General features: G+C 65.2%; 20 protein-coding genes, 1 rRNA gene and 2 pseudogenes. 14 read left to right on the top strand and 9 right to left on the bottom strand.

Annotated features, from left to right (window positions below; all coding sequences use genetic code 11):
• The first annotated feature begins 74 nt into the window (after window positions 1–74).
• Genes nuoG through nuoN form a run of 8 tightly spaced genes read left to right on the top strand, consistent with a single transcriptional unit; the run spans window position 75 to window position 10,052 of the window.
• The gene (nuoG, locus tag IB232_RS08050) at window positions 75–2,798 is read left to right on the top strand and encodes an NADH-quinone oxidoreductase subunit NuoG (RefSeq protein WP_192398011.1); all 2,724 of its coding nucleotides are present in this window, start codon (window positions 75–77) and stop codon (window positions 2,796–2,798) included.
• Window positions 2,795–3,787, top strand: a complete 993-nt coding sequence (nuoH, locus tag IB232_RS08045; RefSeq protein WP_192398010.1) for an NADH-quinone oxidoreductase subunit NuoH — start codon at window positions 2,795–2,797, stop codon at window positions 3,785–3,787. The genes nuoG and nuoH overlap by 4 nt, the downstream gene beginning before the upstream one ends.
• A gap of 13 nt (window positions 3,788–3,800) precedes the next feature.
• The gene (gene nuoI, locus IB232_RS08040; RefSeq protein WP_192398009.1) at window positions 3,801–4,349 is read left to right on the top strand and encodes an NADH-quinone oxidoreductase subunit NuoI; all 549 of its coding nucleotides are present in this window, start codon (window positions 3,801–3,803) and stop codon (window positions 4,347–4,349) included.
• 10 nt (window positions 4,350–4,359) lie between these two features.
• Window positions 4,360–4,869 carry an NADH-quinone oxidoreductase subunit J gene (gene nuoJ, locus IB232_RS08035; protein ID WP_043311288.1) on the top strand — a complete coding sequence of 170 codons (510 nt, stop codon included), beginning with the start codon at window positions 4,360–4,362 and terminating at the stop codon, window positions 4,867–4,869.
• Window positions 4,866–5,174 carry an NADH-quinone oxidoreductase subunit NuoK gene (nuoK, locus tag IB232_RS08030; RefSeq protein ID WP_043311287.1) on the top strand — a complete coding sequence of 103 codons (309 nt, stop codon included), beginning with the start codon at window positions 4,866–4,868 and terminating at the stop codon, window positions 5,172–5,174. The genes nuoJ and nuoK overlap by 4 nt, the downstream gene beginning before the upstream one ends.
• The gene (nuoL, locus tag IB232_RS08025) at window positions 5,171–7,021 is read left to right on the top strand and encodes an NADH-quinone oxidoreductase subunit L (protein WP_192398008.1); all 1,851 of its coding nucleotides are present in this window, start codon (window positions 5,171–5,173) and stop codon (window positions 7,019–7,021) included. Before nuoK ends, nuoL begins: the two co-directional genes overlap by 4 nt.
• Window positions 7,022–7,034: 13 nt before the next feature.
• Window positions 7,035–8,564, top strand: coding sequence for an NADH-quinone oxidoreductase subunit M (gene nuoM, locus IB232_RS08020; protein WP_192398007.1), 1,530 nt, complete (start codon window positions 7,035–7,037; stop codon window positions 8,562–8,564).
• A 9-nt stretch (window positions 8,565–8,573) separates the two neighbouring features.
• The gene (nuoN, locus tag IB232_RS08015) at window positions 8,574–10,052 is read left to right on the top strand and encodes an NADH-quinone oxidoreductase subunit NuoN (protein ID WP_192398006.1); all 1,479 of its coding nucleotides are present in this window, start codon (window positions 8,574–8,576) and stop codon (window positions 10,050–10,052) included.
• Window positions 10,053–10,164: 112 nt separating this feature from the next.
• Here the strand turns inward: nuoN and IB232_RS08010 are convergent, their stop codons facing one another.
• The 4 genes and pseudogenes from IB232_RS08010 to IB232_RS08000 all read right to left on the bottom strand — a co-directional run bounded on the left by IB232_RS08010 (window position 10,165) and on the right by IB232_RS08000 (window position 14,444).
• The gene (locus IB232_RS08010; protein ID WP_192398005.1) at window positions 10,165–11,226 is read right to left on the bottom strand and encodes an AI-2E family transporter; all 1,062 of its coding nucleotides are present in this window, start codon (window positions 11,224–11,226) and stop codon (window positions 10,165–10,167) included.
• A 122-nt stretch (window positions 11,227–11,348) separates the two neighbouring features.
• Window positions 11,349–12,104, bottom strand: coding sequence for a methyl-accepting chemotaxis protein (locus tag IB232_RS23910; protein ID WP_412547725.1), 756 nt, complete (start codon window positions 12,102–12,104; stop codon window positions 11,349–11,351).
• Window positions 12,105–12,206: 102 nt separating this feature from the next.
• Window positions 12,207–13,031: pseudogene (locus tag IB232_RS23905) on the bottom strand (cache domain-containing protein); the annotation flags it as partial.
• Window positions 13,032–13,124: 93 nt separating this feature from the next.
• Window positions 13,125–14,444 (bottom strand): Na+/H+ antiporter family protein, encoded by a 1,320-nt coding sequence (locus tag IB232_RS08000; RefSeq protein WP_192398003.1) that lies wholly within the window; start codon window positions 14,442–14,444, stop codon window positions 13,125–13,127.
• Window positions 14,445–14,704: 260 nt separating this feature from the next.
• On the opposite strand from IB232_RS08000, the pseudogene IB232_RS23900 reads away from it, so the two are divergent.
• From IB232_RS23900 to IB232_RS07990, 3 genes and pseudogenes are all read left to right on the top strand, one after another.
• A pseudogene (locus IB232_RS23900) lies at window positions 14,705–15,988 on the top strand (HAMP domain-containing protein); the annotation flags it as partial.
• Window positions 15,989–16,090: 102 nt separating this feature from the next.
• Entirely contained in the window at window positions 16,091–16,846 is a 756-nt protein-coding gene (locus IB232_RS23895) for a methyl-accepting chemotaxis protein (RefSeq protein WP_412547724.1), read from the top strand.
• Between the two features lie 136 nt (window positions 16,847–16,982).
• Complete coding sequence (locus tag IB232_RS07990) at window positions 16,983–17,579, top strand: NADPH-dependent FMN reductase (protein WP_192398001.1); 597 nt, start codon at window positions 16,983–16,985, stop codon at window positions 17,577–17,579.
• Here IB232_RS07990 and IB232_RS07985 read toward each other — a convergent pair whose 3' ends face one another.
• From IB232_RS07985 to IB232_RS07970, 4 genes are read right to left on the bottom strand one after another with little or no spacing between them, the layout of a single operon-like run.
• Entirely contained in the window at window positions 17,580–18,896 is a 1,317-nt protein-coding gene (locus tag IB232_RS07985; protein ID WP_192398000.1) for a sensor histidine kinase, read from the bottom strand.
• On the bottom strand, window positions 18,893–19,561 hold the full coding sequence (locus IB232_RS07980) for a response regulator transcription factor (RefSeq protein ID WP_192397999.1): 669 nt from the start codon (window positions 19,559–19,561) through the stop codon (window positions 18,893–18,895). The genes IB232_RS07985 and IB232_RS07980 overlap by 4 nt, the downstream gene beginning before the upstream one ends.
• Window positions 19,561–19,875 (bottom strand): PepSY domain-containing protein, encoded by a 315-nt coding sequence (locus tag IB232_RS07975; protein ID WP_192397998.1) that lies wholly within the window; start codon window positions 19,873–19,875, stop codon window positions 19,561–19,563. The genes IB232_RS07980 and IB232_RS07975 overlap by 1 nt, the downstream gene beginning before the upstream one ends.
• Window positions 19,875–20,183 carry a PepSY domain-containing protein gene (locus IB232_RS07970; RefSeq protein ID WP_192397997.1) on the bottom strand — a complete coding sequence of 103 codons (309 nt, stop codon included), beginning with the start codon at window positions 20,181–20,183 and terminating at the stop codon, window positions 19,875–19,877. The genes IB232_RS07975 and IB232_RS07970 overlap by 1 nt, the downstream gene beginning before the upstream one ends.
• 180 nt (window positions 20,184–20,363) lie before the next feature.
• Here IB232_RS07970 and IB232_RS07965 point away from each other — a divergent pair, with 180 nt between their 5' ends.
• The 3 genes from IB232_RS07965 to queD all read left to right on the top strand — a co-directional run bounded on the left by IB232_RS07965 (window position 20,364) and on the right by queD (window position 22,256).
• Window positions 20,364–21,443, top strand: coding sequence for a patatin-like phospholipase family protein (locus tag IB232_RS07965; RefSeq protein ID WP_192397996.1), 1,080 nt, complete (start codon window positions 20,364–20,366; stop codon window positions 21,441–21,443).
• Window positions 21,444–21,467: 24 nt separating this feature from the next.
• Window positions 21,468–21,830 (top strand): DUF5329 domain-containing protein, encoded by a 363-nt coding sequence (locus tag IB232_RS07960; RefSeq protein WP_192397995.1) that lies wholly within the window; start codon window positions 21,468–21,470, stop codon window positions 21,828–21,830.
• Between the two features lie 69 nt (window positions 21,831–21,899).
• Window positions 21,900–22,256: a 6-carboxytetrahydropterin synthase QueD gene (gene queD, locus IB232_RS07955; protein WP_081963315.1), complete on the top strand. Its 357-nt coding sequence runs from the start codon at window positions 21,900–21,902 to the stop codon at window positions 22,254–22,256.
• A gap of 298 nt (window positions 22,257–22,554) precedes the next feature.
• Here the strand turns inward: queD and rrf are convergent.
• Window positions 22,555–22,670, bottom strand: a 5S ribosomal RNA gene (gene rrf / locus IB232_RS07950).
• Between the last annotated feature and the right edge of the window lie 8 nt (window positions 22,671–22,678).

The raw sequence follows: 22,678 nt of genomic DNA, 5'->3' as shown, positions 1-22,678 counted from the left end.
GCGGCCAAGGCCGCGATGCAACCGTGATTCCATTAGCCAAGCCCGCTTTGGCGGGTAAAGAAGAAACCTGAACCATGGCCACTATCCACGTAGACGGCAAAGATTTCGAAGTCGATGGGGCGGACAACCTGCTGCAGGCCTGTCTCTCCCTCGGGCTCGACATCCCCTACTTCTGCTGGCACCCGGCGCTCGGTAGCGTCGGCGCCTGCCGCCAATGCGCGGTGAAGCAGTACACCGATGAGAACGACAAGCGCGGCCGCATCGTCATGTCCTGCATGACGCCGGCGACCGACAACACCTGGATCAGCATCGACGACGAAGAGTCCAAGGCGTTCCGCGCCAGCGTCGTCGAGTGGCTGATGACCAACCACCCGCACGACTGCCCGGTGTGCGAGGAAGGCGGTCACTGCCACCTGCAGGACATGACGGTGATGACCGGCCACAACCAGCGCCGGTACCGCTTCACCAAGCGCACCCACCAGAACCAGCAGCTCGGCCCGTTCATCTCCCACGAGATGAACCGCTGCATCGCCTGCTACCGCTGCGTGCGCTACTACAAGGACTACGCCGGCGGCACCGACCTGGGCGTCTACGGCGCGCACGACAACGTGTACTTCGGCCGCGTCGAAGACGGCGTGCTGGAGAGCGAGTTCTCCGGCAACCTCACCGAGGTCTGCCCGACCGGTGTGTTCACCGACAAGACCCACTCCGAGCGCTACAACCGCAAGTGGGACATGCAGTTCGCCCCGAGCATCTGCCATGGCTGCTCCAGCGGCTGCAACATCAGCCCCGGTGAGCGCTACGGCGAGATCCGCCGCATCGAGAACCGCTTCAACGGCTCGGTGAACCACTACTTCCTGTGCGACCGTGGCCGCTTCGGCTACGGCTACACCAACCGCGAAGACCGGCCGCGCCAACCGCTGCTGGGTAGCCAGAAGCTCGGCATCGACGCCGCGCTGGACAAGGCCGCCGAGCTGCTCAAGGGCAAGCGCGTGATCGGCATCGGTTCGCCGCGCGCCAGCCTGGAAGGCAACTACGCCCTGCGCGAGCTGGTCGGCGAAGCCAACTTCTACAGCGGCATCGCCGCCGTCGAGCTGGAAAACATCCGCCTGATCCGCGACGTGCTGCAGAACGGCCCGCTGCCGGTGCCGTCGCTGCGCGAGATCGAAGATCACGACGCTGTGTTCGTCCTCGGTGAAGACCTAACCCAGACCGCCGCGCGCGTCGCCCTGGCCCTGCGCCAGTCGGTCAAGGGCAAGGCCACCGAAATCGCCGCCTCGATGAAGATCCAGGACTGGCACATGGCCGCCGTGCAGAACGTCGCCCAGGACGCCCTCCATCCGCTGTTCATTGCCAGCGTCGACGCCACCCGCCTGGACGACGTCGCCGAAGCCTGCGTGCATGCCGCGCCCGCCGACCTGGCGCGCATTGGCTTCGCCGTGGCCCACGCCATCGACCCGAGCGCCCCGGCCGTCACCGGCCTGGACGACGAGGCCGTCGAACTGGTGCAACTGATCGCCGATGCCCTGCTGGCCGGTAAGCGTCCGCTGATCGTCAGTGGCGCCTCGCTGGGCGAGAAGAGCATCGTCGAGGCCGCGGCGAACATCGCCCAGGCCCTGAAGAACCGCGAGAAGAACGCCTCCATCAGCCTGGTGGTGCCGGAAGCCAACAGCATGGGCCTGGCGCTGCTTCTGGGTGAAGAGTTCGGTGGGAAATCGGTAGACGCCGCGCTTGAGGCCCTGACCTCTGGCCAGGCCGACGCCGTGGTGGTGCTGGAGAACGATCTGTACCGCCGCGCCGACACCGCCAAGGTTGATGCTGCGCTGGCCGCCGCCAAGGCAGTGATCGTCGCCGACCACCAGCAGACCGCCACTACCGCCAAGGCCAACCTGGTGCTGTCTGCCGCCAGCTTCGCCGAAGGCGATGGCACCCTGGTCAGCCAGGAAGGTCGCGCCCAGCGCTTCTTCCAGGTGTTCGAGCCGAGCTACTACGACAGCAACATCCTGGTCCGCGAAGGCTGGCGCTGGATGCACGCGCTGCACAGCACCCTGCAGGGCAAGGCCGTGGACTGGACCCAGCTGGACCAGGTCACCGAAGCCGTGGCCGCCAGCAGTTCCGTGCTGGCCGCGGTCAGGGACGCAGCGCCAAACGCCTCGTTCCGCATCAAGGGCCTCAAGCTGGCGCGCGAACCGCTGCGTTACAGCGGCCGTACTGCCATGCGCGCCAACATCAGCGTGCACGAGCCGCGTCAGCCGCAGGACCAGGACTCCGCCTTCGCCTTCTCCATGGAAGGCTACTCGGGCAGCAAGGAAGACCGTCAGCAGATTCCGTTCGCCTGGTCGCCGGGGTGGAACTCGCCACAGGCCTGGAACAAGTTCCAGGATGAAGTCGGTGGCCATCTGCGCGCCGGTGATCCGGGTGTGCGTCTGTTCGAGTCCCAGGGCAAGACCCTGGCCTGGTTCGCCGTGCCGGGCGCCTTCGCCCCGGCCCAGGGCACCTGGCAGGTCGTGCCGTTCCACCACCTGTTCGGCAGCGAGGAAAACTCCTCACGCGCCGCGCCGGTGCAGGAGCGCATCCAGCCCGCCTACGTCGCCCTGGCCAAGGCCGAGGCCGATCGCCTGGGCGTCAACGACGGCGCGCTGCTCAGCCTGACCGTCGCCGGCCAGACTCTGCGCCTGCCGGTGAAAGTCAGCGAAGACCTGGCCCTGGGCCTGGTCGGCCTGCCGGCCGGCTTCGCCGGCATCCCGGCGGCCATCGCCGGCGCCACTGCAACCGGACTGCAGGAGGCCGCGCAATGAGCTGGCTGACGCCCGAACTGCTCGACGTCTTCATCGCCGTCCTCAAGGCCATCGTCATCCTGCTGGTGGTGGTGGTCTGCGGCGCGCTGCTGAGCTTCGTCGAACGCCGTCTGCTGGGCTGGTGGCAGGACCGTTACGGTCCGAACCGCGTCGGCCCGTTCGGCATGTTCCAGATCGCTGCGGACATGCTGAAGATGTTCTTCAAGGAAGACTGGACGCCGCCGTTCGCCGACAAGTTCATCTTCATGCTGGCACCGATGATCGCCTTCGCCGCCATGCTGATGGCCTTCGCCATCATCCCGGTCACCCCAACCTGGGGCGTGGCGGACCTGAACATCGGCATCCTGTTCTTCTTCGCCATGGCCGGTCTGTCGGTGTACGCCGTGCTGTTCGCCGGCTGGTCGAGCAACAACAAGTTCGCCCTGCTCGGCAGCCTGCGTGCCTCGGCCCAGACTATCTCCTACGAGGTGTTCCTGGCCCTGGCACTGATGGGCGTGGTGGCGCAGGTCGGCTCGTTCAACATGCGCGACATCGTCGACTACCAGGCCGAAAATCTGTGGTTCATCATTCCGCAGTTCTTCGGCTTCTGTACCTTCTTCATCGCCGGCGTCGCCGTGACTCACCGTCACCCGTTCGACCAGCCGGAAGCGGAGCAGGAGCTGGCCGACGGTTACCACATCGAATATGCCGGCATGAAATGGGGCATGTTCTTCGTCGGCGAGTACATCGGCATCGTGACCATCTCGGCGCTGCTGGTGACCCTGTTCTTCGGTGGCTGGCACGGCCCGTTCGGCATCCTGCCGCAGATCCCCTTCATCTGGTTCGCGGCCAAGACCTGCTTCTTCATCATGATCTTCATCCTGCTGCGCGCGTCGATTCCGCGCCCGCGGTATGACCAGGTCATGGCGTTCAGCTGGAAGTTCTGCCTGCCGCTGACTCTGATCAACCTGCTGGTGACCGGCGCGCTCGTGCTGGCCTCGGCCCAGTAAGGAGAAACACGCAATGCTCAAGTACATATGGGATGTGGTGCACGGCACCTGGACCCAGCTGCGCAGCCTGGTCATGGTCTTCGGCCATGGCTTCCGCAAGCGTGACACCCTGCAATACCCGGAAGAGCCGGTGTACCTGCCGCCGCGCTACCGCGGCCGCATCGTGCTGACCCGCGACCCCGATGGCGAGGAACGCTGCGTAGCCTGCAACCTGTGCGCCGTGGCCTGCCCGGTCGGCTGCATCTCGCTGCAGAAGGCCGAGACCGAAGACGGTCGCTGGTATCCGGAGTTCTTCCGCATCAACTTCTCGCGCTGCATCTTCTGCGGCCTGTGCGAGGAAGCCTGTCCGACCACCGCGATCCAGCTGACGCCGGATTTCGAGATGGGCGAGTACAAGCGCCAGGATCTGGTCTACGAGAAGGAAGACCTGCTGATCAGCGGTCCGGGCAAGAACCCGGACTACAACTTCTACCGCGTCGCCGGCATGGCCATCGCCGGCAAGCCGAAAGGTGCCGCGCAGAACGAGGCCGAGCCGATCAACGTCAAAGGCCTGCTGCCCTAAGGAGGGGATGATGGAATTTGCTTTCTACCTCGCCGCGGGCGTTGCCGTGGCTTCTACAGTGATGGTCATTACCGGGACCAACCCGGTGCATGCCCTGCTCAACCTGATCGTCTCGCTGCTGGCCGTGGCCTCGACCTTCTTCGCCCTCGGCGCGCCGTTCGCCGGCGCCCTGGAGATCATCGTCTACGCCGGCGCCATCATGGTCCTGTTCGTCTTCGTGGTGATGATGCTCAACCTCGGCCCGGCTGCCGCCGAGCAGGAGAAACAGTGGCTGAAACCCGGCATCTGGACCGGACCCGCCATTCTCTCCCTGCTGCTGCTGGGCCAGCTGTTGTATGCCCTGTTCGCCAGCCCCAGCGGCGCCGCCATCGGTCTCGAGACCGTAGACGCCAAGGCTGTCGGCATCAGCCTGTTCGGCCCCTACCTGCTGGTAGTTGAGCTGGCCTCCATGCTGCTGCTCGCTGCCCTGGTCGCCGCCTACCATCTGGGCCGCCACGAAGCCAAGGAGCCGACCGTATGAATGCCGTTCCTCTGGAGCACGGCCTGGCCCTGGCCGCCGTGTTGTTCAGCCTGGGCCTGATCGGCCTGATGGTGCGCCGTAACATCCTCTTCGTGCTGATGAGCCTGGAAGTGATGATGAACGCCACCGCCCTCGCCTTCGTCGTCGCCGGCAGTCGCTGGGTACAAGCCGACGGCCAGGTGATGTTCATTCTGGTGATCACCCTGGCAGCCGCCGAGGCCAGTATCGGCCTGGCGATCCTGCTGCAGCTGTATCGCCGCTTCAACACCCTCGATGTCGACGCTGCCAGCGAGATGCGCGGATGAACCTTCTATTCCTCACCCTCCTTTTCCCGCTGCTCGGCTGGTTCCTGCTGGCCTTCTCCCGTGGGCGACTCTCGGAAAACACCGCAGCCCTGATCGGCGTCGGTTCGGTCGGCCTGGCCGCACTAAGCGCCGCCTGGGTCGTATTCCAGTTCCTCGCCGCCGAACCGGCCAACGGCGTGTACACCCAGACGCTGTGGCAGTGGATGAACGTTGCGGGCCTCGCGCCGAGCTTCACCCTGCACCTGGACGGCCTATCGGCCACCATGCTCGGCGTGGTCACCGGTGTCGGCTTCCTGATCCACCTGTTCGCCAGCTGGTACATGCGCGGTGAAGAGGGCTACTCGCGCTTCTTCGCCTACACCAACCTGTTCATCTTCAGCATGTTGCTGCTGGTTCTCGGCGACAACCTGCTGGTGCTGTTCTTCGGCTGGGAAGGCGTGGGCCTGTGCTCGTACCTGCTGATCGGCTTCTACTACAAGCACGTGCCCAACGGTAACGCGGCGCTCAAGGCGTTCATCGTCACCCGTATCGGCGACGTGTTCCTGATGATCGGCCTGTTCCTGCTGTTCCTCAACCTCGGCACCCTGAACATCCAAGAGCTGATGGTTCTGGCTCCGCAGAAGTACGTGGCCGGTGATACTTGGCTGTGGGTCGCCACCCTGATGCTGCTCGGCGGTGCGGTCGGCAAGTCCGCCCAGCTGCCGCTGCAGACCTGGCTGGCCGACGCGATGGCGGGCCCGACCCCGGTCTCGGCGCTGATCCACGCCGCTACCATGGTGACCGCGGGCGTCTACCTGATCGCCCGTACCCACGGCCTGTTCCTGCTGACCCCGGAGATTCTCGAGCTGGTCGGCATCGTCGGCGCCGTGACCCTGGTACTGGCCGGTTTCGCCGCCCTGGTACAGACCGACATCAAGCGCATCCTCGCCTACTCGACCATGAGCCAGATCGGCTACATGTTCCTCGCCCTCGGCGTACAGGCCTGGGATGCGGCGATCTTCCACCTGATGACCCACGCCTTCTTCAAGGCCCTGCTGTTCCTCGCTTCCGGTGCGGTGATCCACGCCTGCCACCACGAGCAGAACATCTTCAAGATGGGCGGCCTGTGGAAGAAGCTGCCGCTGGCCTATGCGAGCTTCATCGTCGGTGGCGCGGCCCTGGCAGCGCTGCCGCTGGTCACCGCCGGCTTCTACTCCAAGGACGAGATCCTCTGGGAAGCCTTCGCCAGCGGCCACAGCGAGCTGCTCTACGCAGGCCTGGCCGGTGCCTTCCTGACCTCGATCTACACCTTCCGCCTGATCTTCATCGCCTTCCACGGCGAGCAGCAGACCGAGGCCCATGCCGGTCACGGCATTGCCCACAACCTGCCGCTGGCCACCCTGATCGTGCTGTCGACCTTCGTCGGCGCGCTGATCACTCCGCCGTTGCATGGTGTGCTGCCGCAGAGCATCGGCCATGCCGGTGGTGAGGCCAAGCACGGTCTGGAGATCGCCTCGGGCGCCATCGCCCTGGCCGGCATCCTCCTGGCCGCCCTGCTGTTCCTCGGTCAGCGTCGCTTCGTCAGCGCCGTCGCCGCCAGCGCTCCGGGCCGCTTCCTGTCGGCCTGGTGGTTCGCCGCCTGGGGCTTCGACTGGCTCTACGACAAGGTCTTCGTGCAGCCCTACCTGCTGATCTGCCGCCTGCTCGGCCGTGACCCGATCGACCAGAGCATCGGCCTGGTGCCGCGTCTGGCCCGTGGTGGCAACGGTCTGCTGGCCCGCGCCCAGACCGGTCAGGTGCGCTGGTACGCCACTTCGATTGCCGGGGGTGCCGTGCTGGTACTCGCCGTCCTCATTTTTCTGAGTTAAGGAAAACAGCCTGATGATTCTCCCCTGGCTAATCCTGATTCCCTTCATCGGCGGCCTGCTGTGCTGGCAGGGCGATCGCCTCGGCAACACCCTGCCGCGCTGGATCGCCCTGCTGACCATGGGCTTGCTGTTCGGCCTCAGCCTGTGGCTGTGGGCCACCGCCGACTTCAGCCTGGCCCCGGCCCCCGGTGCCGATCCGGTCTGGGCTGCCGAGTTCAAGGTGCAGTGGATCGAGCGTCTCGGCATCAGCATCCACCTCGGCCTCGACGGCCTGTCGGTGCTGATGATCTGCCTCACCGGCCTGCTCGGCGTGCTGTCCGTGCTGTGCTCGTGGAACGAGATCCAAAACCGCGTAGGCTTCTTCCACCTCAACCTGATGTGGATCCTCGGCGGCGTGGTCGGCGTGTTCCTCGCCATCGACCTGTTCCTGTTCTTCTTCTTCTGGGAAATGATGCTGGTGCCGATGTACTTCCTCATCGCGCTCTGGGGTCATAGCGGCAGCAAGGGGCATTCGCGGATCAACGCCGCCACCAAGTTCTTCATCTTCACCCAGGCCAGCGGCCTGATCATGCTGGTGGCGATCCTCGCCCTGGTGCTGATCAACTACAACGCCACCGGCGTGCTGACCTTCAACTACGCCGACCTGCTGAAGACCGACCTGCCGGCCGGTACCGAGTACCTGCTGATGCTCGGCTTCTTCGCCGCCTTCGCCGTGAAGTTCCCGGTAGTACCGGTGCACTCCTGGCTGCCGGATGCTCACGCCCAGGCGCCGACCGCCGGCTCCGTGGACCTTGCCGGCATTCTGCTGAAGACCGCCGCCTACGGCCTGATGCGCTTCGCCCTGCCGCTGTTCCCCAACGCCTCGGCCGAGTTCGCGCCGATCGCCATGTGGCTCGGTGTGTTCGCCATCGCCTACGGTGCCTTCCTGTCGTTCGCCCAGACCGACATCAAGCGCCTGGTGGCCTACTCCAGCGTCTCGCACATGGGCTTCGTGCTGATCGCCATCTACTCCGGCAGCCAGATCGCCCTGCAGGGCGCGGTGGTGCAGATGATGGCCCACGGCCTATCCGCCGCCGCCCTGTTCATCCTCTGCGGCCAGCTCTACGAGCGCTTGCACACCCGCGACATGCGCGAGATGGGCGGCATCTGGGCGCGCCTGCCGTGGCTGCCAGCGGTGAGCCTGTTCTTCGCCGCCGCCGCGCTGGGCCTGCCGGGCACCGGCAACTTCGTCGGCGAGTTCCTGATCCTGATCGGCAGCTTCCCGGCCGCGCCATGGGTCGTGGTGCTGGCCGCCTGCGGCCTGGTACTGGGCTCGGTGTACTCGCTGGCGATGATCCACCGCGCCTACTTCGGCCCGGCCAAGTCCGAAGCTCCGCTGCAGGCCTTGAAGGCTCGCGAGCTGTACATGGTGCTGGGTCTGGCGGTGCTGCTGATCCTGCTCGGCGTCTACCCGCAACCGGTGCTCGACACCTCCGCCGCCAGCATGCACGGCGTGCAGCAGTGGTTCAGCGGTGCCCTCACTCAACTCGCCTCGGTCCGGTAATCAAGCGCTATGGAACTGACGACTCAACACTTCATCGCGCTACTGCCGCTGCTGATCACCAGCGCCACCGTCGTGGTGGTGATGCTGGCCATCGCCTGGAAGCGCAACCACGCCTGGACCTTCATCCTCTCCGTGCTGGGCCTCAACCTGGCCCTGCTATCGGTGATCCCGGCCGTGAGCGTGACGCCGATCCAGGTCACCCCACTGCTGCTGGTGGACAAGTTCGCCTGCTACTACATGGCGCTGGTGCTGGCCGCCACGCTGGCCTGCACCACCCTGATCCACGCCTACCTGGGCGGTGAATCGGGCAAGCTGGGCTACCCCGGCAACCGCGAAGAGCTGTACCTGCTGATGCTGCTGTCCGCCGCTGGCGGACTGGTGCTGGTCAGCGCGCAGCACCTGGCGGGGCTGTTCATCGGCCTGGAACTGCTGTCGGTGCCGACCTACGGCATGATCGCCTACGCCTTCTTCAACAAGCGTTCGCTGGAAGCCGGCATCAAGTACATGGTGCTGTCCGCTGCCGGTTCGGCCTTCCTGCTGTTCGGCATGGCCCTGCTCTACGCCGAATCCGGCAGCCTGAGCTTCGCCGGCATCGGCGCCAAGCTGGCCGCCGACGGCCTGCCGAGCCTGATCGCCCAGGCCGGCTTCGGCATGATGCTGATCGGCCTGGCCTTCAAGCTGTCGCTGGTACCCTTCCACCTGTGGACTCCGGACGTCTACGAGGGCGCCCCGGCACCGGTCGCCGCCTTCCTGGCCACCGCCAGCAAGGTGGCGGTGTTCGCCGTGCTGCTGCGCCTGTACCAGATCTCTCCGGTTGCCGCCGGTGGCTGGCTGAACGAGCTGCTCACCGTGCTGGCCATCGCCTCGATCCTGTTCGGTAACCTGCTGGCGCTGCTGCAGAGCAACCTCAAGCGTCTGCTCGGTTACTCGTCGATCGCCCACTTCGGCTACCTGCTGATCGCCTTGATCGCCAGCAAGGGCCTGGCCGAGGAAGCCATCGGCGTGTACCTGGCCACCTACGTACTGACCAGCCTGGGCGCGTTCGGCGTGATCACCCTGATGTCCACGCCCTACAGTGGCCGTGACGCCGACGCCCTGTACGAGTACCGTGGCCTGTTCTGGCGCCGTCCGTACCTGACCGCCGTGCTCACCGTGATGATGCTGTCGCTGGCCGGCATTCCGCTGACCGCCGGCTTCATCGGCAAGTTCTACGTGGTCGCTGCCGGCGTGCAATCGCAACAGTGGTGGCTGCTCGGCGCGCTGATCCTGGGCAGCGCCATCGGCGTGTTCTACTACCTGCGGGTGATGGTCACCCTGTTCCTGCAGGAGCCGAACCTCAAGCGCCACGACGCACCGTTCAACTGGGGCCAGCGCGCCGGCGGCGTCATGCTGCTGTTCGTCGCCCTGCTCGCCTTCTTCCTCGGCGTCTACCCGCAGCCGCTGCTGGAGCTGGTGCAGCACGCCGGCCTGGTGGCCGTGGCCCACTGAGGTCAGCAGCAATGAAAAACCCGGCGCTCGCCGGGTTTTTTCTGCCTGCGATTCAGGGCAAGCACGGAGCCCTTGAGGCCAAGCAGGCTGCCGGGCTGATTCTTTCTGAATTTCAGGGCAGGCGGGGCGCCTGGCTGCCGCTGTGGTAGATATCCCAGCTGGCGATGAACAGCGCGGCGATCAGCGGGCCGATAACGAAGCCGTTGAGACCGAACAGGGTCAGCCCCCCCAGGGTGGAGATCAGCACCAGGTAGTCCGGCATGCGCGTGTCCTTGCCCACCAGGATCGGCCGCAGCAGGTTGTCCACCAGGCCGATCACCAGCACGCCGAACAGGATCAGAGTCACGCCCTGCCACAGCTCGCCACGCGCCAGCAGGTACAGCGCCACCGGCCCCCAGACCAGCCCGCAGCCCACCGCTGGCAACAGCGAGAGGAAGGCCATCAGCACTCCCCACAACAGTGGGCTGCTGATGCCCAGTACCCAGAAGATCAATCCACCCAGCGCGCCTTGCACCAGCGCCACGGCAATATTGCCCTTGACCGTGGCGCGCACCACCCGGGTGAACTTGATCTGCAGGCGGCGCTTGAGGCCCTCGGCCAGCGGCACGGCGCTGCGCACGGTACGCACCAGTTCCGGACCGTCACGCAGGAAGAAGTACAGCAGGTAGAGCATGACGAAGAAGCCGACCACGAACTCGAAGGTGTTCTGGCCAATGGCGAACGCCTTGGTCGCGAGGAACTGACTGCCCTCCAGCGCACCACGGGCGACGCGGTCGCGCAAGCCATCGAAATTACCCATGCCGAGGCGGTCGAGCTGGCGCTGGATGGCCTGCGGCAGCATGTCCTTGCCCTGGGCGACGAAGGCGCCGACATCCAGTTCGCCAGCCTCGATACGCTCGTACACCGCCGCCCCCTCGTTCACCAGCATCAGGGTGATGACGATCACCGGCAGGATCGCCACCAGCAGGCACACGCACAGGGTAATCAGCGCCGACAGGTTGCCGCGACCGCCGATGCGCAGGGCCAGGCGGCGCTGCAACGGGGCGAACAGCACGGCCAGCACCACGGCCCAGAACAGCGCGCCATAGAACGGCAGGAGGATCCAGCCGAAGGCCAGGGTCACGATCACCAGCAGGGCGAGAAAGGCTTTGTGTTCGACGCGGGATGAAGGCATTGGGCGACCGCCTGACAGGGCTGTTCCTGCTTAGTCCCCCAACGCGACGGCAAAGTGCGGCCTTTTTGCCTTGGCGCGGCCATGAAAAAAGGCGCCGTAGCGCCTTCTTTCACAGCACTGGCTCAGATGCGGAACTGCCGCACCAGGCTGCCCAGGCGTTCGCCCAGGCCGGACAGGCTGCGCGCAGTGGCAGCGCCATGGCGGGTCTCATCCGCCACGCTGTCCACTGCCACGGCGATCTGGTGCACGCTGCGGTTGATCTCCTCGGCCACTGCGGTCTGCTCCTCGGCGGCGCTGGCGATCTGGGCGTTCATCGCGTTGATGGTGCCGATCAGCCCGGCGATGGCATCCAGCGAGGAGCCGGCCTGGTTGGCCTGCTCGCTGGTGATCTCGCCGGCATCGCTGGAACGACGCATGGCGGTGACCGAGGCCTGGGTACCCTGCTGCAGGCGGTCGATCATGCCCTGGATTTCCTGGGTGCTCTGCTGCGTGCGGCTGGCCAGCGCGCGTACTTCGTCGGCCACCACGGCGAAGCCACGCCCGGCCTCGCCGGCACGGGCCGCCTCGATGGCCGCGTTGAGCGCGAGCAGGTTGGTCTGCTCGGCGATGGAGCGGATCACCCCCAGCACGCTGACGATGGACTGCACGTCCTGCTGCAGGCTATCCAGCGACTGGCCGCTCTCGCGGATGTCGCCGACCAGGGCGTGGATGCGGGTAATGCTGCCGTCGACCACCTTCTTCGCGGCCTGGCCCTCGTGGTCGGTCTGCTGCGCGGCCTCGGCGGCGCCCTGGGCGCTCTTGGCCACCTCATGGGCGGCGGCGGACATCTCGTTGATCGCCGTGGCCACCTGGTCGGTCTCGTGGCGCTGGCGCTCCATGGCCTGCTCGGAGCGCTGCGCCTGGGCCGCCACCTCGCCGACCAGGCCGGTGAGTTGGGTGGTCATCTCGGCGATCTGCCGCACCAGACCGTGGATCTTCTCGACGAAGCGGTTGAACGAGCCGGCCAGCTGGCCCAGCTCATCGTCACTGGCCACCGGCAGACGGCGGGTCAGGTCACCCTCACCGGCGGCGATATCGTCCAGGTTTTCCTTGATCAGCTGCAGCGGCCGCAGGAAGGCGTTGCTCAGGGCCAGGCCGGCCACGCCGAACACCAGCAGCATGATCGCGGCGATCACCAGGATGCTGGTGAGGATGGTGTTCACGCGCTCGTCGATGGCTGCCTCGACCTCGGCCACCTGGGCCGCGACGCCGTCCAGGTTGACCGCCGTACCCAACGCCAGGTCCCACTTCGGCAGGTAGTAGCTGTACGCTAGCTTGGGTACCAGCACGCTCTCGTCGGTGGGCAGCGGCGAGCTGTATTCCACGTAGTTGGAGCCGTCCTTCGCCACCCGCACCAGCTCGCGATTGACGTAGACGCCGTTGGGGTCCTTGCGGTCGGACAGGTTCTTGCCCACGTCCACCGGGCTGTCACCGCGGAACAGGCGCACCACGCTGGAGTCGTGGCCGAAGAAGTAGCCGTCCTTGCCGTACTTGATCTTGGACAGGATGACGATGGCCTGCTCGCGGCTGGCCATGTCGCCCTGGGTAGCGCCGTCGTAAAGGCTCTGTACCGAACCGAGGGCGATCTGCATGTAGTTCTTCAGCTCCTGGCGGTTTTCCTCCACCAGACGCTCGCGGGTCTGGGCGACTTCGTCCTCGGCCAGATCGGTAAGAATCTTCGCCGCCGCGCCACTCAGCACCAGGGCGAAGAGGATGACCGGCACCAGAGCCAGCAGCAGCACTTTGGTTTTCAGGGTAAGACGCATGTTCCCTTCCTTTTGAGCGGGTCCGCAAAAAGCAAAACGGGGTTGCCGTGTTATCGGCAACCCCGTTTCAGCCTGAAGTCCTGTCTGCAGTTATTACAGCACCATCGCCGCGATCCAGCCAAACGCCAGCAGCGGCAGGTTGTAGTGCAGGAAGGTCGGCACCACGGTGTCCCAGATGTGGTTGTGCTGGCCGTCCACATTGAGGCCCGAGGTGGGCCCGAGCGTCGAATCGGAGGCCGGCGAACCTGCGTCGCCCAGGGCGCCGGCGGTGCCAATGATGCTGACGATGGCCAGCGGGCTGAAGCCCAGCTGTACGCCCAGCGGCACGAAGATGGCAGCGATGATTGGCACGGTCGAGAAGGACGAGCCGATGCCCATGGTCACCAGCAGGCCAACCAGCAGCATCAGCAGCGCGCCCATGGCCTTGCTATTGCCGATCCACGAGGCGGATGCATCCACCAGGCTCTTGACCTGGCCGGTGGCGCTCATCACTTCGGCGAAGCCCTGGGCCGCGATCATGATGAAGCCGATCATGGCCATCATCTTCATGCCTTCGGTGAACAGGTCGTCGGCCTCCCGCCAGCGCACCACACCGGACACCGAGAAGATCACGAAGCCGAGCAGCGCGCCGATGATCATCGAGTCCAGCCACAGCTGCATGCCAAAGGCCACCGCAACCGCCACGCCAGCCACCAGCAAGCTCTTGCGGTTGTAGGCGATGCTGACCTGCTCGGTGTCGACGATTTTCTCCAGGTCGTAGCTACGACGCTTGCGGTAGCTGAAGAACACGGCAATCAGCAGGCCCACCAACATGCCGATGGCGGGAATCAACATGGCCTCGGTGACGTTGACGCCTTGGACATCGACCCCACCCTTGACCACATTGGGCAACAGGATGTCATTGAGGAAGATGTTGCCGAAGCCGACCGGCAGGAACATGTAAGGGGTGATCAGGCCGAAGGTGATCACACAGGCGATGAGGCGGCGATCGATCTGCAGCTTGGTCAGCACATAGAGCAGTGGCGGAACCAACAGCGGAATGAAGGCAATATGGATCGGCAGGATGTTCTGCGAGGACACCGCCACCACCAGCAGCAGGCCGATCATCAGCCACTTCAGGGCACTACCGCCCCGCTCTTCCTGGCGCCCGACCAGGGCCAGGGCCCTGTCGGCCAGCGCATGGGCCAGGCCGGACTTGGCAATGGCCACGGCGAAGGCACCGAGCAATGCATAGGAGAGAGCCACCGTGGCGCCGGCCCCCAGGCCCTTGTTGAAGGCGGCCAGCGAGCCCTCGATGCCAAGGCCTCCCAGCAACCCACCCGCCAGGGCACCGACGATGAGTGCGACCACCACGTGCACCCGGCACAGGCTGAGGATCAGCATGATGCCGACTGCGGCAACGACTGCGTTCATGAGTAGCTCCAACTACGATAAAGAGGCTGCCCGACACGCGCCGCGCCCGGGAAAGGGCGCGAACTCTGCCCGATCGGTCAGGCTCTGTCAAAACGCAGGCGATCCGCGGAAGCCGAGGGCTGAGCACAGTTCTTGCCTATCATTCAGACGCTTCACCGAAAAAGCTCAAGTGGCTCATTAAATCGGCTGGCACCGGTCAAGTTATTGACGGAAATACCGATAGATGACCAGCAAGTCTGACTTTTGAAAGGACCCCCTCCATGCTGTCGCGCCTGTCCATCCAGTGGAAAATCACCCTACTCGCCGGCCTCTGTCTGCTGGCCATCGTGACCATGCTGGTGGGAGCCTCGCTGTATCAATCCACGCACAGCGCCGTGCTGGTGAAAGACTCCAGCAGCCAGATGCTGGAGGAGTCCGCCCGCTTACGCATGGCCGCCCGCGGCGAGCTGCAGGCCATCCGCATCCAGCGCTACTTCATGGACGCCTACCAGTACGGCAAGGGCTTCTCGCGCCAGGTGCTGTTCCTCAAGGAGCAGGCCGAGAAGCGCTTCCTCGATGCCTTCGATCTGCGTGAGGACATGACCCGCCAGGCGCGCTCGGCGCTGGAGGCCAACCCCAATCTGCTCGGCCTGTACCTGGTGTTCGAACCCAACGGCCTGGACGGCAAGGACGAACTGTTCACCGGCATCGCCGAGGTTGGCGGCAACGACAAGGGTCGCTTCTCCCTCTACTGGTCGCAGAGCACGCCGGGCACCCTGGAGTCCGAGGCGATGGACGAGGCGCAGCTGGGCGACACCTCCACCGGCCCCACCGGCATGCCCTACAACAGCTGGTACACCTGCCCACGCGACAGCATGCGCGCCTGCGTGCTCGACCCCTACTTCGACGATGTCGACGGCAAGCAGGTATTGATGACCAGCATCGCCTTCCCGCTGGAACAGGACGGCAAGGTGATCGGCGTGATGGGCCTGGACATTAGCCTGGAGAACCTGCAGCAGCTCAGCCAGAAGGCCAGCAGCGAGCTGTACGACGGCCAGGCCCACGTCAGTATCATCAGCGCCGCCGGCCTGCTGGCCGGGCATAGCCGCGACCCCGGCCAACTGGGCAAGCCGCTGGCCAGCGCCTTCCCCAACCAGGGCGGCCAGATCGCGCAGATGCTGAGCGGCGGCCAGGCCCAGTTCCTCGAACTGGAGGGCGACCTGCGGGTGTTCGAGCCGCTGTTGCCGATTCCCGAAGCCAAGTCCTGGGGCGTGCTGCTGGAGGTGCCCAAAGCCACCCTGCTCGGCCCGGCGCTGGCCCTTGAGAAGCAGCTGGACGAGCGCCGCATCAGTGACACCACCTTCTCCGTGGTGCTGGCACTCATCGCCATCCTCATCGGCATCGCCCTGATGTGGCTGACCGCCCTCGGCGTCACGCGCCCGATCCTCGGCGTGGCCAGCATGCTGAAGAACATCGCCAGCGGCGAAGGCGACCTGACCAAGCGCCTGGACTACGCCAGGCAAGACGAGCTGGGCGAGCTGGCCGGCTGGTTCAATCGCTTCCTCGACAAGCTGCAGCCGATCATCGCCGACGTGAAACGCTCGGTGCAGGACGCGCGCAGCACCGCCGACCAGTCCGCCGCCATCGCTAGCCAGACCAGTGCCGGCATGCAGCAGCAGTTCCGCGAAGTGGACCAGGTGGCCACCGCCTCCCAGGAGATGAGCGCCACCGCCCACGACGTGGCCAACAACGCCTCCCAGGCAGCCGACGCCGCCCGTGGCGCCGATGCCGCCGCCCGCGAGGGCCTGGCGGTGATCGACCGCACCACACTGTCCATCGAGCAACTGGCCAACGAGCTGAACGCCGCCATGCAGGAAGTGGAAAGCCTGGCGAGCAGCAGCGAACAGATCGGCTCGGTGCTGGAGGTGATCCGCGCCATCGCCGAACAGACCAACCTCCTCGCCCTCAACGCCGCCATCGAAGCCGCCCGAGCTGGCGAGGCAGGACGCGGCTTCGCCGTGGTCGCCGATGAGGTGCGCAACCTGGCCAAACGCACCCAGGACTCGGTGGAAGAAATCCGCCAGGTGATCGAGAACCTGCAGAACGGCACCCGCGACGTGGTCGGCTCCATGCACAGCAGCCACAAGCAGGCCCAGGGCAGCGTCGAGCTGGTCGAGCAGGCGGTCAACTCGCTACGCCGCATCGGCGACGCGGTCACCGTGATCAACGACATGAACCTGCAGATCGCCTCCGCCGCCGAGGAGCAGAGCGCGGTAGCCGAGGAAGTGAACCGCAACGTGGCGAGCATCCGCGACGTCACCGAGGCGCTGTCCGGCCAGGCCGACGAGTCGGCGCGGGTCAGCCAGACCCTCAACAGCCTGGCCAACCACCAGCAGGGCTTGATGGATCAGTTCCGCGTCTGAAGCGGCCCCACATGACAACGCCGGGCCTTGCCGGGCGTTTGCTTGGCGCCATCCGCCAGCCATCCTGGCGTTCGCTCACTTGCCCCGTTGCAGAGCGGCCGGTAGCCTGCGCCATCATTCGCAAGAGGTCCCGAAGATGCTCAATATCGCCCTGATCGCCGGCTCCAGCCGCACCGGCAGCCAATCCGCCAAGGTAGCTCGCTACCTGCGCCAACGCCTGATCGACCTGGATCTGACCAGCGCCGAGCAGAGCAGCCTGATCGATCTGGGCGAGCGTGCCCTGCCGCTGTGGCCGGCCGACGACAAGGGGCCCTGGGCCGAATACCAGCAACAGCTGGCTGCCGCCGACGCGCTGGTGGTGATCGCCCCGGAATGGAACGGCATGGCCTGCCCGGCGGTGAAGAATTTCTTCCTCTATGCCAGCAAGGCCGAGCTGGCGCACAAGCCGGCGCTGCTGGTGGGCGTCTCCTCGGGGATTGGCGGCGCCTACCCGATCAGCGAGCTGCGCGCCTCAGGCTACAAGAACTGCCGCATCGGCTACCTGCCCGAGCATCTGATCGTGCGTCACGTGGAAGCAGTGCTGAACGAGGGCGAAGCCGCCAACGAGGACGACCTGCGCATCCGCAAGCGTGCCGACTACGCCCTGGACATCCTCGGCAAGTACGCCGAGGCGCTCAAGCCGGTGCGCGCGAGTATCGACCTGAGCAACCCCTCGTTCACCAACGGCATGTGATCAGCGCCGCTTCGGCAGCCGTATATCCACTCGCAGCCCGCCCAGCGGGCTGTCTTCCAGGCGCAGAGTGCCATCCCAGGCATCGACTATGTCGCGCACTATGCCAAGGCCCAGGCCGTGGCCGGCCACCTGCTCGTCAAGGCGAGTACCACGGCCCATGACTTCATCGCGCCGCTCCGCCGCGATACCCGGGCCATCGTCGTCGATGCACAGGCGATAACCGTCCGCCTCTTCCGCCAGGCTCAGGCGCACCTGGGCATCCGCCCACTTGCAGGCGTTGTCCAACAGGTTGCCGAGCAACTCCAGCAGGTCCTCGCGGTCCCAGGGCAGACACAGGCCGGGTTCGGCCTGCCAGTCCAGTTCGAGTCCGTGGCTGTGGATCATGCCCAAGGTGGAGAACAGTCCCGGCAGCTCCGCCGCACAGTCGAAGTGCGCCCCAGGCAAGGCCTCGCCCGCCAGGCGCGCGCGGCCGAGCTCGCGCTCCAGGCGCTGCTGGATCTGCGCCAGTTGTTCGCGCAGGGTGGCTTGCAGTTCCGGTTGGGCACGCAGGTCCTCCCGCTCGCTGAGGCTGACCAGCACGGCCAGGGGGGTCTTCAGGGCATGGCCGAGGTTGCCCAGCGCGTTGCGTGAACGCCTGAGGGTGTCTTCCGTGTGGGTCAGCAGGTGGTTGACCTGCCCCACCAGCGGCTCCAGCTCCTGCGGCACGCGGGTGTCCAATTCGCTGCGCTGGCCCTGCTGCAGCTGGGCGATCTGTCCGCGAACCCGTTCCAGCGGGCGCAACGCCGTGCGCACCGTATAGCGCTGGGCCAGCAGGATCAGCAACAGCGCCGCACCACCCAGCCCCAGACCGAACCACTGCAGGCGACGGAAGCCCTGCAGGATTGGCGTGTAGTCCTGGGCCACGCTGATGGAGAAGGCCTGGCCGAAACGCTGGTAGTCCGCCCGGAACACCAGCAAACGCTGCCCATGCGGACCATCGCCCAAGCCGTCCTGCAGCCCCTCTGCTGGAGGTTGCTGCAGGTCGCGATCCCACAGGGAGCGCGAGCGCCAGGTCTCGCCGGCAAAATCGATACGGAAGTAGTGCCCGGAAAACGGCCGCTGGAACGTCGGATCGAGGCGGCGCTCGTCCAGCTGGACTCCGCTCTGACCGCGCACCAGGGCGATCAACAGGCTCTGCGTCTCGTCCTTCAGGTCTTCCTGCAGGTAACGGCGCAGGCTGTGGTCGAACAGCCACAGGCTGCTCTGCGCCAGGATCAGCCCCACGGCGACCAGCACACCGGCCAGGCCCAGGCTGAGGCGGCGCTGGATCGACCTCAAGCGCTGACCCCGGCATAGCGGTAACCCTGGCCACGGCGGGTCTCTATCACCTCCCGGCCGAGCTTGCCGCGCAGGCGATTGACGTGGACTTCCAGCACGTTGGAATCACGCTCTGTCTCTCCGTCGTACAGGTGCTCGGCCAGCTGGCTCTTGGAGAGGATCTGCCCCGGATGCAGCATGAAATAGCGCAGCAGACGGAACTCGGCGGAAGTCAGCTCGACCTCTTTGCCGTCTCGACATACACACTGCCGACTCTCGTCCAGCTGCAGGCCGGCCGCCTCCAGCTGTGGCTGGTTGGCCAGGCCGTGGGCACGGCGCAGCAACGCCTGGATGCGCAGGGCCAGCTCCTCGGGGTGAAAGGGTTTGGTCAGGTAGTCGTCGGCGCCGGCCTTGAGGCCGTCGATGCGCTCGGCCCAGGAGCCGCGCGCGGTGAGGATCAGCACTGGTGTGGCCAGGCCACCCGCACGCCATTCGCGCAACACCTCAAGCCCAGGTTTGCCGGGCAGACCGAGGTCGAGAATGATCAGGTCGTAAGGCTCGCTGGCGCCCTGGTATACCGCGTCGCGGCCATCCGCCAACCAATCCACCGCATAACCCTGGCGACTCAGGCCGGCAACCAGCTCGTCGGCCAGGGGCACATGGTCTTCCACCAGCAACAGACGCATCAGTCCTCCACTTCGTCCTTGAGGACGCGACCGTCACGGGCATCCAGTTCCAGTTCGCGAACGGTGCCGTCGGCGGTCAGCAACTCGACCTCGTAGACCAGCACATCGTCTTCCTCTTCCAGTTCCGCCTCCAGCAACACGGCCCCGGGGTGTCGCCCCAGGGCCGGCTCCATCAGCATTTCCAACGGCTGAATCACGCCTTCTCGGCGCAGTTTCAGGGCCTCGTCTTGGTCCAGGTCGCGGGCCTGCACATCGAGCGCAAGCACCGCCAGGATCAGGGCGATTATGCCGCTATAGCGTGCAACGAATTTCATCAGTCATCCCGGTGCTCTTTCAGGATTTGGCCGTTGGCGGCGTCCAGTTCCACATCCCATTGCACGCCTTGAGCGTCGCGCACTTCGACCTGATAGACGTAGCGGCCATGTTCCTGCTCGAGTTCGGTATCCTCGACCTTGCCGCCCGGGTACTTGGCCAGGGCCGCAGCGTTGAGCTTCTCGAAGCTCTGGATGGTGCCGGCATCACGCAGTTTCAGCGCCTCGTCCGGACCCAGGTCGCGGGCCTGAGCGATACCGGCGGTGGCGGCCAGGGCGGTGATGGCAAAGAGGCTGGTCAGCTTGTTCATGGTGTTCTCCTCGGGGGTGCCTGTGTCTACGGTGCCCAAGATACTCAAGCCGACTTAATTGAAGCTGAATTGTCCCGATGTCGGCTGTAGCTCACAACTGCCACGTCATTCACGTCCTGAAGCCGCTTGGCCTGCCAGGCTAGGCCACTATAATCGCTGGCTTGCAGTGTGGAGCCGAGCATGACCGCTATCCAGATCAAATCCCCCGCCCTCAGCCTGCGCGCCGGCAAGCGCGCGCTTGCGCGTATCCGCGAGCAGGGTTTGCAGCCAGCCGACGTCGGTATCTTGCCGGGCGCTGCGGGCGGCCCCAAAGGCCTGGGCATTCAAGGCCTGGACCTGGCCCTGTTCGGCGACTGGCTGCCACGCGCGCCGCGCGAGCGAACCCTGATCGGTGCATCAATCGGCTCCTGGCGCTTCGCCAGCGCCTGCCTGCCCGATGCTTGTGCCGGTATCAAGCGCCTAGGCGATCTGTATACCAGCCAGCGCTTCGCCAAAGGCGTGAGCATGGCCGAGGTCTCCCGTAGCTGCGTGCAGCTGCTCGACGATCTGTTCGAAGACCAGGATGCCGCGGTGCTGAGCAACCCGCTGTATCGCCTGAACATCGTTGTGGTGCGCAGCCACGGGCTGCTGCAGCACGACCATCGCGGCAAGCTAGGCCTGGGACTATCCTCGGTGATCGGCAACAATCTGCTGAGCCGCAGTCGCCTGGGCCGACACTTCGACCGGGTGATCCTGCACGATGCGCGCCTCGCGCCGCCGCTCGCCGCGTTGAACGACTTCCGCTCGCACTTCCACACGCTGGCCGAAGGCAATCTGCGTCACGCCCTGCTCGCCTCCGGCTCGATCCCCATGGTGATGGAGGCAATCCGCGAGATTCCTGGCCTGGAGCCAGGCGCCTATCGCGACGGCGGCCTGCTCGACTATCACCTCGACCTGCCCTATCAGAGTGAAGGCGTGGTGCTCTATCCACACTTCACCGACAGGGTCGTCCCCGGCTGGTTCGACAAGAGCCTTCCCTGGCGACGCGGCGACAGCGAACGTCTGCAGGATGTGTTGCTGCTGGCACCATCGCGCGAATACCTGACAGGACTTCCCCACGGCAAGCTGCCGGATCGTAGCGACTTCAAACGCTACTTGGGCGACGATGCAGGTCGCGAGCGCTATTGGCGCAAGGCCATGGACGAAAGCCAGCGTTTGGGCGACGAGTTCCTCGAACTGGCCGACAGCGGACGCCTCGGCGAACGCCTGCAACCTCTCTGATCGCATACTGCAAGGAAGCAATAAATGTCCCTTACCAGAACTCTCGCCCTCTCCACGCTGCTCGTCTGCGGCAGCAGTCAGGCCGCTCTCAATGAAGAGGGGAAAAGAGAAGTTGAGGCTCTGCTGGCTTTTGTCGAAAGCAGCGGCTGTCTGTTTATCCGCAACGGTAGCGAGCATCAGCCTGCAGATGCGCGCAAACACCTGCAGAAGAAGCTCGACTATCTGGAAGACAAGGGCAAAGTCGACTCGCCCGAGGACTTTATCGCCCTCGCAGCGACCGAGAGCAGCATGAGTGGCGAGCCTTATCAGGTGAACTGCCGGGGTCAATTGCAGCCTTCTGCCGATTGGCTCAACACCGAGCTGACTCGCTTGCGGCAGGCGCAGTAAAGGCTCTAACTGGTAAACTGCGATACGAGCTTCACGCCGCTTCGCGGCCTATCCAGCAGAGCGTTTACCTTGGAACTGTTCAAAGAATTCACCTTCGAGTCTGCCCATCTCCTGCCGCATGTGCCAGCGGGCCACAAATGCGGCCGTCTGCATGGCCACTCTTTCCGTGCGGCCATCTACATCGAGGGTGAGGTTGATCCCCATACCGGTTGGATCCGCGACTTCGCCGAGATCAAGGCGATCTTCAAACCTATCTACGAGCGCCTCGATCACAACTACCTGAACGACATCCCCGGACTGGAAAACCCCACCAGCGAGAACCTTGCCAAGTGGATCTGGCTGGAACTCAAGCCGCTGCTACCAGAGCTGTCCCGCATTCGAGTACATGAAACCTGCACCAGTGGTTGCGAGTACCGGGGCGACTGATCGCTTCTTCGGAGAATAAAAAAGCCACCTCGATAGGTGGCTTTTTTGTGGGCTCAGTTTGAGGCATCAGCAGATGCCGGCATTATCGGTACTAAGCGCGCAATCGAGACACATCGTCGCTGCGATGCAAAAGCAAAGAAACCACCTAAAGGTGTGCGACTCAGGCATCCAGCAGGGCCCTGCTCCCGCCTCGGCAGCAAGCTCTGCTCGCCACATACGCCAGCCATCGCTCAGGAACTTCTTCGCCTAAAAAGCCAAACCCCCACCCGCTTACGCGGATGGGGGTTTGGGGATGGGAGCTTGACGATGACCTACTCTCACATGGGGAAACCCCACACTACCATCGGCGATGCGTCGTTTCACTACTGAGTTCGGGAAGGGATCAGGTGGTTCCAACGCTCTATGGTCGTCAAGCAATTCGG

This window comes from Pseudomonas sp. PDM15 (genome assembly GCF_014851565.1).
Classification (GTDB): Bacteria; Pseudomonadota; Gammaproteobacteria; order Pseudomonadales; family Pseudomonadaceae; genus Aquipseudomonas.
Note: the sequence above shows the minus strand (reverse complement) of the source record. Positions and strands in the feature narration are given on the sequence as shown.

Bases quoted from the DNA above. Each gene is read 5' to 3' on its own strand.
- IB232_RS07965 (WP_192397996.1), top strand. From the start codon at position 20,364: ATGACCGCTATCCAGATCAAATCCCCCGCCCTCAGCCTGCGCGCCGGC.
- IB232_RS07990 (WP_192398001.1), top strand. From the start codon at position 16,983: ATGCTCAATATCGCCCTGATCGCCGGCTCCAGCCGCACCGGCAGCCAA.
- IB232_RS23910 (WP_412547725.1), bottom strand. From the start codon at position 12,104: ATGGAGCGCCAGCGCCACGAGACCGACCAGGTGGCCACGGCGATCAAC.
- nuoL (WP_192398008.1), top strand. From the start codon at position 5,171: ATGAACCTTCTATTCCTCACCCTCCTTTTCCCGCTGCTCGGCTGGTTC.
- IB232_RS07975 (WP_192397998.1), bottom strand. From the start codon at position 19,875: ATGAAATTCGTTGCACGCTATAGCGGCATAATCGCCCTGATCCTGGCG.
- nuoI (WP_192398009.1), top strand. From the start codon at position 3,801: ATGCTCAAGTACATATGGGATGTGGTGCACGGCACCTGGACCCAGCTG.
- nuoG (WP_192398011.1), top strand. From the start codon at position 75: ATGGCCACTATCCACGTAGACGGCAAAGATTTCGAAGTCGATGGGGCG.
- IB232_RS07970 (WP_192397997.1), bottom strand. From the start codon at position 20,183: ATGAACAAGCTGACCAGCCTCTTTGCCATCACCGCCCTGGCCGCCACC.
- IB232_RS07980 (WP_192397999.1), bottom strand. From the start codon at position 19,561: ATGCGTCTGTTGCTGGTGGAAGACCATGTGCCCCTGGCCGACGAGCTG.
- nuoN (WP_192398006.1), top strand. From the start codon at position 8,574: ATGGAACTGACGACTCAACACTTCATCGCGCTACTGCCGCTGCTGATC.
- IB232_RS08000 (WP_192398003.1), bottom strand. From the start codon at position 14,444: ATGAACGCAGTCGTTGCCGCAGTCGGCATCATGCTGATCCTCAGCCTG.
- IB232_RS23895 (WP_412547724.1), top strand. From the start codon at position 16,091: ATGCAGCAGCAGTTCCGCGAAGTGGACCAGGTGGCCACCGCCTCCCAG.
- nuoM (WP_192398007.1), top strand. From the start codon at position 7,035: ATGATTCTCCCCTGGCTAATCCTGATTCCCTTCATCGGCGGCCTGCTG.
- IB232_RS07960 (WP_192397995.1), top strand. From the start codon at position 21,468: ATGTCCCTTACCAGAACTCTCGCCCTCTCCACGCTGCTCGTCTGCGGC.
- nuoH (WP_192398010.1), top strand. From the start codon at position 2,795: ATGAGCTGGCTGACGCCCGAACTGCTCGACGTCTTCATCGCCGTCCTC.
- nuoJ (WP_043311288.1), top strand. From the start codon at position 4,360: ATGGAATTTGCTTTCTACCTCGCCGCGGGCGTTGCCGTGGCTTCTACA.
- IB232_RS08010 (WP_192398005.1), bottom strand. From the start codon at position 11,226: ATGCCTTCATCCCGCGTCGAACACAAAGCCTTTCTCGCCCTGCTGGTG.
- nuoK (WP_043311287.1), top strand. From the start codon at position 4,866: ATGAATGCCGTTCCTCTGGAGCACGGCCTGGCCCTGGCCGCCGTGTTG.